Below are 7190 nucleotides of genomic sequence, written 5' to 3' on the forward strand. Positions count from 1 at the left end.
GCCAATCCTTCGTCACCGGCAGCCAGAGCCGCCCCATCGCCTCGAGCGCGAGGTTGAGCGTCTTGATCGCGCGCGTCTGGACCGAGGTGAAGCAGGTGTCGGGTGCGATACCCTTTTCCTTCATCAGTTCGCCCGCGGCCCACGCTTCGGCCGCGCCTTTTTCGGTGACATCGACGTCCCACCAGCCGGTGAAGCGGTTTTCGAGATTCCACTGCGACTGGCCGTGACGGATGAGGATGAGCTGCGGCATGATCTGTCCTTTCGACAAAGGGCGCGCCCGCGCGGGCGATTCGGGGGCGCCATAGCGCGGCTTTCGGGCAAGGGCCACCGCCCCTCTTGAAAAGGGTCGGCGCCATCCCAGATTCGGATCATCCGGTCGCCGAAACGGGGCCGGATGGAAGCCGCGGCAGGCCATGCCGCGGCCCGATGACTTCGCTTTGCAAGGAAGGAATGACCCATGCGTAACAGCTTTGACTGGACCCCCTATCGCCGCTCGACCGTCGGTTTCGATCGTCTGTTCGACTTTCTGGAAAACAGCGGTTCGGCCGAAAATTATCCGCCCTTCGATATCGAGAAGGTCGCCGACGACCATTTCCGCATCACTGTCGCGGTGGCGGGTTTCAAGAGCGACGAGATCGACATCACCGCGCAGCAGAATATGCTGACCGTCAGCGGCCGCAAGGCGCCCGCGAAGGACGGCGAAACGCGCCAGCTTCTGTATAGCGGCATTGCGACGCGCGCCTTCGAGCGCCGCTTCCAGCTTGCCGATTTCGTGCGCGTCGATCGCGCCGACCTGGCCGACGGGCTGCTGATCATCGACCTGGTGCGCGAAGTGCCCGAAGCGATGAAGCCGCACAAGATCGCCATCGGCGGCACGCAGCCCACGGCGATCGAAGCCAAGAAAGCCGCGTAAGCCAGCGGCTAACGCCGGTCCGAATGGGCCGTACGAACGGGGTCCGGCTGTCCCTTCCGGGCCCCGTTTCTGTTTTGCGTTGCTAGATTGCGCGCGTCATGAAGCGACTGAATGGATCGGGCCTGTAATCCGCGAAAGGCGCACAGTCCGTGAAGCCATGCCGCCGGTAGAGCGCAAGTGCCGGTTCGAAGGCAGCGCCTGACCCGGTTTCGAGGCTGAGCCGCTCAAGCCCGCCCGCGCGGGCCTCTTCGATGATGTGGCCCAGCATCCGGGCGGCGACACCGCGGCGCAGAAAGGCGTCGGCGGTGCGCATCGACTTGATCTCGCCGTGCCGGCCATCGAGTCGCTTCAGCGCGCCGCAACCCGCCAGATCGGGGCCGCAATGAATCGACCAGAAGGTAACGCCCGGCGCCTTCAGTCCATCGAAATCGAGGAAATGGCAGCTTTCCTCGGGCGAGTTTGCGAGCATGCCGGCAAAATGCCGTTCGAGCAGCGCGCGGATCGGGGCGCCCGACAGATCGTCCTCGACGATATGCCAGCCGTCCCGACCTGCGGCATCGGTCAAAGCATCTGGTCCAGCGTCGCGAGGCACGCGTGCGCGAGCAGCTTCGAGCGTTCGGGCGACCAGCCGGCGACGGGATCGGGCAGATCGCGATTGTCCTTGAACGGCATTTCGATCGTCATCGACACCGCACCAAAGCGTTCGGCGATCTGCGTCGTCGACATCGACAGATTGGCCTTGCCCGGCGCCGAGCTTTCATAGCCGAGGGCGGTCTGGAAATCGGGCGTGTTGGCGGCAAGGGCGGACTGGAAGGCCAGATAGCGCGCCTGTTGTTCGTCCTTCAACGACGGGATGCCCTCGAAACCTGCAAGGAACACCGCCGGAATCGCCTCGTCGCCATGAACGTCCATCGCCCAATCGACGCCGCTTTCGTCCATCGCATTGCGCACCGCGAGCACTTCGGGGCTGCGATCGGCAGTCGGATTGTCCCATTCGCGGTTGAGATTCACCCCGGCATAGTTGGTGCGCAGATGACCGCGGCGCGACCCGTCGGGGTTCATGTTCGGGACGATGTGGAATCGGCATTTCTGCCGTAGCGACCGGGCATGGGGATCGGCCGGATCGGTGAGCTTTTCAAGCGCGCCTTCCATCCACCATTCGGCCATGCTCTCGCCCGGATGCTGGCGCGCATACAGCCACACCTGGACCGGCCCCGTGCCCATTTCGAGGCAGTCGATCGGCTGCCCCTCGAGACTGGTGCCGAGACAGCGATAGGAAACGCCGTCGCATTCGGCCACAGAGGCGACCAGATCGTGATGCCGTTCCATCGAATAGGGCGCGAAATAGGCGATCCACAGAAGCTGCCCTTCGGCGCTGTGGTTGATGGTGAGCGTCCCGGCATCGTAGCCGGTGTCGAGCCGAAACCAGTTTTCGCGGTCATAGCTGGCGCAGGCGGCATAGCCGGGCCAGCCATCGGGATAAGCCGAATCGCCGAGCCCGGCGATCGCCAGTTCAAGTTCATCGCCCACCGCGCAGGCCACGCGGAAATGGAACCACTGGAAGAAATCGGATTCGCGATCCTTGCGGATCGAAAGGCGGGCACGCGTGCCATCGATCGAATCCACGACGATATTGCCGCTGTCGAAAGCGGCGTTGATGCTGATTGTCATGGGACGCTGATAGTGCGTCCCGATTCGCCGGGGAAGTCCTTGAATAGGGCTTCGGCCAATTTCGCCGCAGCAATCGACGGTTGTGCCGCAGGCGCCTTCACCGGCACCGCACTGAGCGCCCGGCCTTCCCACACGGCCTGGCCCGTGGCCGCGTCATCGATGCGCACCGACAGCTGCAGATCCTGCATCTGTTTCGGCCCGCCACCAAGATTGATGCCGATCCCGAGGCCCACCCCCGAGCCATAGCTGCCGGTCGATCCGCCAACGCCGACCGAAACCGGCGAACGCTTTGCAAGTGGCATGCGATCGTTTCGGTCGAAGGCGATGCGAACCTTGAGCGGCGCTGCCGTTCCTTCGGGCGCAGCGACGAAGCCCAGCAATTGCAGCTGACGCTCCACCGCGATGCGATAGCTGTTCCATTCCAGCGACGGCTGCGCCGCGCCGCCCGTCGCCGAGGCATCGCCGTGCGGCAGCACCTCGACGGCATAGCGCGTGCCTGGGGCCAGGCCGGCGGTCGCATTGTTATGGAAGCGGGTAACCTCGACGGGTGGAACCGCCGTGGCACAACCGCCGAGCGCAAGCGCCGCTGCCGCGAGCAGGGCGACGGAAAAATGACGCGTCATACCCGCATCATGCGCCAGCAAAAATGGCTTGGCAATGAACGAGGTGGGGGGCGTGGCCCCCGCACCCGCGAATTCAGCGATAGAAGATATGGTTGTCGATCTGCGCGATGCGCGTCTTGCGCCAGCCGGGCGAGACGTAACGCGCATGGAAGAACAGCGCGCCGGGCGCCCTATTCTGCCAGCTGTCGTCGCGCGCAATCTGCGCGATCGCCAGCGCGTTCGACCATTGGACGGCATTGCGCACGGCGGGCATCTTGCCGCGGCGCACGAAGCTGAACTGGCTCGGCTGATGGACGACGCCGCACAGGGTCGTCGGGAAGCGGCCCGACTTCGCGCGGTTGATCACGACATGTGCGACCGCGAGCTGTCCCGCCAGCGATTCGCCGCGCGATTCGAAATAGACCGCCTGCGCCAGACAGCGCAGTTCGGGATCGATCGTCTCGGGCTTCGGGGTCGCCGCGACCAGCTGGGCCAGCGTATCGGCAACAGCGCTGTCGTCGGTGGCGGTATCGACCGGCGTTTCGGCTTCGGTCGACGGAGCTGCCGCATCGCTGTCGGCCGGCGCATCGGCGGCGGGCAGCGTGATTGCGGGGATGTTGGCGTCGGCGGCCAGGTCACTGGCGAAGCCGGGTTCGGCCAACGACAGCGCGGCAAAGGCAGTCATGCCCACGGCAGCCACGCTGGCAGCGTTCAGAATACGACTCATCTAATCCGTCAAAAGGGCGGCTGACGAACCTAAATCTAACAGGCTGGGGGATCGTCGATCCTGAACCACCTGCGGTCGTCATCCGACTGCGTGTCCATATCGGTAAATCGGGCCTGTCCGAAAAGACGGATGCAACCCGCGATACGACCTACGCGTTATCAAGTGGCCGGGCACCTATTGTGCGCCGCAACAGAGTCAAGTTAACGCGCCCCACTCCGCGACGAGTCGTGGCGCATCTGCGATATCCAGTTCGACGATCCACAAGTCGGGATCGGCCTTTCGCCGCCGGTCCTGATAGTTTTCGCGTTCTTCACCATCGCTAGCGGGGTCGGGTCCGACCGCCTCCCATACATAATTGCCGGTCATCGCGAAGCGGCGTTCGAGCAGCGGCCCCGCGACCCCGCGGTCGCTGCACTGGACGAGGATCGAGCCGGAATGATCGTCGCCCGCGGCAAGAACCGCAGCGACTCCGCCCGCGGCCTCGGTTTCGCGGATAAGAAGATCGACGAGGAACCGGCTGGTGAAGCGCGTCATCGGAGCATCCGCCCCGGAAGGTCAGGCCGCGTCGCGCGCTTCGGCATCGACGAGCATGGCATAAAGCGCTTCGTCATTCTTCGCACCGCGCAATCGTTCGGCAATGCTGTCGTTGCGCAGCATCCGCGATACGCCGGCGAGGGCTTTCAGATGGTCGGCGCCCGCGTCGAGCGGCGACAGCAGTACGAAGAGAAGATCGACCGGCAAACCATCGACCGCCTGAAAATCGATAGGGCGCGCGAGCTGCAGGAACATGCCGCGCACGCCGTTGAGATCGGCCATCTTGGCATGCGGCAAGGCAATGCCGCGACCGAAGCCGGTCGAACCGAGCCGTTCGCGCTCGAGCAGCGCCTCGCTCACTTCGCCCGCGTCGAGCCCCAGCGACCGCGCTGCCAGTTCGCCCACATAGGGGAACAGCGCCTTTTTGGAATCGAGCTGCACATTGGCGCGCACGGTGGCTGGATAAAGGAGGGAGGATAGGTTCATTGGTCTGGTCAAATCTGCATGGCCGCAAGGCGACGCCACGCGGGTCATCCTGTTGGCATTGGTTCGCTTGAGCGGACTAGGCTGGCCCCCGCCGTCCGGCTTTCGGGCTTTGTTGGGCGCGGCCCTTAGGCCGAACGGCAGAGAAAATCCAGCCCTATTGTCTGCTAGCGCGGCTCGACCCAGCCGATCGTGCCGTCGCGGCGACGATAGACCATGTTGTGCGACCCGGTCTTGCTGTTGACGAAAAGCAGCGCATTGGTGTCACGCAAATCAAGCATCATGACCGCGTCGGACACGCTGCTCGTCGGGATATCGACGCGGGTTTCGGCGATGATCGCCGGCGCATCGCCCGCATCTTCATCATCGGTGCCGCCGTCGAAAACGACGTAGCTGGCGTTGTCCTCGATCGTCTCGATCGTCACCAACTGCGCACCATTGCCGTTGTTGCGGTCCTTCAGCCGGCGCATATAGCGGCGCAGCTGCTTTTCGATGCGGTCGGCCGCGCCCTCGAACGCAACATGCGCGTCCTGCGCCTGGCCATGGCCTTTCAGGACCAGACCCTGCATGACATGCGCGACGATGTCGCACTGGAAACTGTCGTGCGGTCCCTTTCCGAAGGTCGCGTGCGCCCCGATCGCGCGCGAGAAATATTTGTCGGCAATCGCGTTCATCCGGTCCGACACATGCGCCTGCAGCGCTTCGCCGGTTTCGATCTGGTGGCCAGAGACGCGGATTTCCATTTTTCTTCTCCTTCAGTCATGTCCACGGGATCGCGGGGGAGCCGCGATCAGGGACTATCGTGCCACAGGGGTTGATTGAGCGTGGCGACGAATTCTGCATGACGCGCCAGTTCGGCCGGGGTTGCACCGTGCGGGCGCGGTTCGCGAAACGGGCGGGTGGGGGCGAGTGATCGGACCGGTGCCGGTGCGGCACCCCGCGCCGCGGCGGCGGGTTCGGCGGCGAGCCCGAGCCCGATCTGCCGCCCGCCGGTCATTTCGATATAGAGGTGCGCCAGCAGTTCGGCGTCGAGCAGCGCGCCGTGCTTGACGCGGTGGCTGCGGTCGATGCCGTAGCGCGTGCAAAGCGCATCGAGGCTGTGCTTGGCGCCCGGATGAAGCTTGCGTGCCATCTGCACGGTGCAGCACATGCGCGCCATATCGAGCGGCGGCCGGCCGACGCGCGCCAGCTCGGCGTTGACGAAACCGAAGTCGAAAGCGGCGTTGTGCGCCACCATCGGCGCATCGCCGAGAAAGTCGAGCAGTTCGTCGACGCGCGCGGCAAAGAGCGGCTTGTCGGACAGAAACTGGATCGACAGGCCGTGCACCGCCTCGGCCTCGGCCGGCATATCGCGTTCGGGGTGAAAATAGGCGTGAAAGGTCCGCCCCGATTCGCGGCGGTCGATCAATTCGATGCACCCGATTTCGACCAGCCTGTGCCCCGTTCTGGGGTCGAGTCCCGTGGTTTCCGTATCGAAGATTATCTCACGCATCTTTCAAACAATCTGGACCCTATTGCGCATGGAAACAAGAGGCGATCCGCCGAATCTGACGATGGGTCTCGCTTTTCGGGCGGCCGGTTTCGATCAGGAAATCGGCGCGCGCCCGCTTGACGCGATCGGGAACCTGCAGGCCCCGGATCGCCTTGAACTTTGCGTTGGTCATGCCGGGCCGGCGCAGCACGCGTTTGCGCTGGATCCACATCGGTGCGGTGACGACAGCGACGGCGCCGACGCGGTGCCAGCCCCCTTTTTCGAACAGGAGCGGAATGTCGAGCACGACGACGTCGCGCGCGCGGTGACGGGCAAGGAATTTCTTCTGCGCGCGGCCGACTGCGGGATGGACGATCGCTTCGAGTGCGGCAAGCTCGTGGCGGTTGCCGAGCACGCGGCGCCCGAGTTCCTGGCGATCGACGCCGCGCGGACCGGTGGTGCCGGGAAAGCGCGCCTCGATCGCGGCGACCAAGGCACCGCCGGGACCTTGCAGCCGGTGAACTTCGGCATCGGCGTCGAACACCGGCACCCCTTCGCGTTCGAACATCGTCGCCGCGGTCGATTTCCCCATGCCGATCGAACCCGTCAGGCCGAGAATGAACGGTCGGCGAAGCCGCGATCCGGGGCGCTTGTAATGCGTCATGCCGTCAGAATCGCGCGCAATTCCTCGTCGCGTCCCTCGGGCGGCGGCGCGCCGAAAAACAGCTCGAACGCCAAGGCCGCCTGACCGATCAGCATGTCGAGCCCATCGACGATGTCCAGCCCGCG

General features: G+C 64.7%; 11 protein-coding genes and 1 pseudogene. 1 reads left to right on the forward strand and 11 read right to left on the reverse strand.

Features of this window, described 5'->3' with window-relative positions; translation table 11 throughout:
- Window positions 1–250 (reverse strand): 2,3-bisphosphoglycerate-dependent phosphoglycerate mutase (locus tag ABS88_RS22150; RefSeq protein WP_286750605.1); only part of this gene is annotated, 250 nt, incomplete at its 3' end.
- Between the two features lie 207 nt (window positions 251–457).
- On the opposite strand from ABS88_RS22150, the gene ABS88_RS22155 reads away from it, so the two are divergent.
- Complete coding sequence (locus ABS88_RS22155; protein ID WP_003042165.1) at window positions 458–913, forward strand: Hsp20 family protein; 456 nt, start codon at window positions 458–460, stop codon at window positions 911–913.
- Between the two features lie 82 nt (window positions 914–995).
- Here the strand turns inward: ABS88_RS22155 and ABS88_RS22160 are convergent, their stop codons facing one another.
- From ABS88_RS22160 to ABS88_RS22205, 10 genes and pseudogenes are all read right to left on the reverse strand, one after another.
- On the reverse strand, window positions 996–1478 hold the full coding sequence (locus tag ABS88_RS22160) for a GNAT family N-acetyltransferase (protein ID WP_286750606.1): 483 nt from the start codon (window positions 1476–1478) through the stop codon (window positions 996–998).
- A complete protein-coding gene (locus tag ABS88_RS22165) occupies window positions 1475–2584 on the reverse strand; it encodes a M14 family metallopeptidase (RefSeq protein WP_286750607.1) in 1110 nt (369 codons plus the stop codon). Before ABS88_RS22165 ends, ABS88_RS22160 begins: the two co-directional genes overlap by 4 nt.
- A complete protein-coding gene (locus tag ABS88_RS22170; RefSeq protein ID WP_286750608.1) occupies window positions 2581–3228 on the reverse strand; it encodes a DUF4136 domain-containing protein in 648 nt (215 codons plus the stop codon). The genes ABS88_RS22165 and ABS88_RS22170 overlap by 4 nt, the downstream gene beginning before the upstream one ends.
- A gap of 52 nt (window positions 3229–3280) precedes the next feature.
- Complete coding sequence (locus ABS88_RS22175; protein ID WP_286750609.1) at window positions 3281–3913, reverse strand: cell wall hydrolase; 633 nt, start codon at window positions 3911–3913, stop codon at window positions 3281–3283.
- A 195-nt stretch (window positions 3914–4108) separates the two neighbouring features.
- Complete coding sequence (locus tag ABS88_RS22180; protein WP_286750610.1) at window positions 4109–4447, reverse strand: DUF1491 family protein; 339 nt, start codon at window positions 4445–4447, stop codon at window positions 4109–4111.
- Between the two features lie 21 nt (window positions 4448–4468).
- A complete protein-coding gene (locus ABS88_RS22185; RefSeq protein ID WP_286750611.1) occupies window positions 4469–4933 on the reverse strand; it encodes a PTS sugar transporter subunit IIA in 465 nt (154 codons plus the stop codon).
- 164 nt (window positions 4934–5097) lie between these two features.
- Window positions 5098–5673 (reverse strand): ribosome hibernation-promoting factor, HPF/YfiA family, encoded by a 576-nt coding sequence (gene hpf / locus ABS88_RS22190; RefSeq protein WP_003042145.1) that lies wholly within the window; start codon window positions 5671–5673, stop codon window positions 5098–5100.
- A gap of 47 nt (window positions 5674–5720) precedes the next feature.
- On the reverse strand, window positions 5721–6422 hold the full coding sequence (gene dnaQ / locus ABS88_RS22195) for a DNA polymerase III subunit epsilon (protein ID WP_286750612.1): 702 nt from the start codon (window positions 6420–6422) through the stop codon (window positions 5721–5723).
- Window positions 6423–6441: 19 nt separating this feature from the next.
- On the reverse strand, window positions 6442–7065 hold the full coding sequence (gene coaE, locus ABS88_RS22200; RefSeq protein ID WP_058810830.1) for a dephospho-CoA kinase: 624 nt from the start codon (window positions 7063–7065) through the stop codon (window positions 6442–6444).
- Window positions 7062–7190, reverse strand: a pseudogene (locus ABS88_RS22205) (shikimate dehydrogenase); the annotation flags it as partial. The pseudogene ABS88_RS22205 and the gene coaE, both read right to left, overlap by 4 nt.

Source organism: Sphingopyxis sp. SCN 67-31 (assembly GCF_001725095.1).

What these genes read in the sequence shown, in the direction of transcription:
- ABS88_RS22175 (WP_286750609.1), bottom strand. Translation starts at nt 3,913, where the DNA reads ATGAGTCGTATTCTGAACGCTGCCAGCGTGGCTGCCGTGGGCATGACT.
- ABS88_RS22180 (WP_286750610.1), bottom strand. Translation starts at nt 4,447, where the DNA reads ATGACGCGCTTCACCAGCCGGTTCCTCGTCGATCTTCTTATCCGCGAA.
- coaE (WP_058810830.1), bottom strand. Translation starts at nt 7,065, where the DNA reads ATGACGCATTACAAGCGCCCCGGATCGCGGCTTCGCCGACCGTTCATT.
- hpf (WP_003042145.1), bottom strand. Translation starts at nt 5,673, where the DNA reads ATGGAAATCCGCGTCTCTGGCCACCAGATCGAAACCGGCGAAGCGCTG.
- ABS88_RS22185 (WP_286750611.1), bottom strand. Translation starts at nt 4,933, where the DNA reads ATGAACCTATCCTCCCTCCTTTATCCAGCCACCGTGCGCGCCAATGTG.
- ABS88_RS22155 (WP_003042165.1), top strand. Translation starts at nt 458, where the DNA reads ATGCGTAACAGCTTTGACTGGACCCCCTATCGCCGCTCGACCGTCGGT.
- dnaQ (WP_286750612.1), bottom strand. Translation starts at nt 6,422, where the DNA reads ATGCGTGAGATAATCTTCGATACGGAAACCACGGGACTCGACCCCAGA.
- ABS88_RS22165 (WP_286750607.1), bottom strand. Translation starts at nt 2,584, where the DNA reads ATGACAATCAGCATCAACGCCGCTTTCGACAGCGGCAATATCGTCGTG.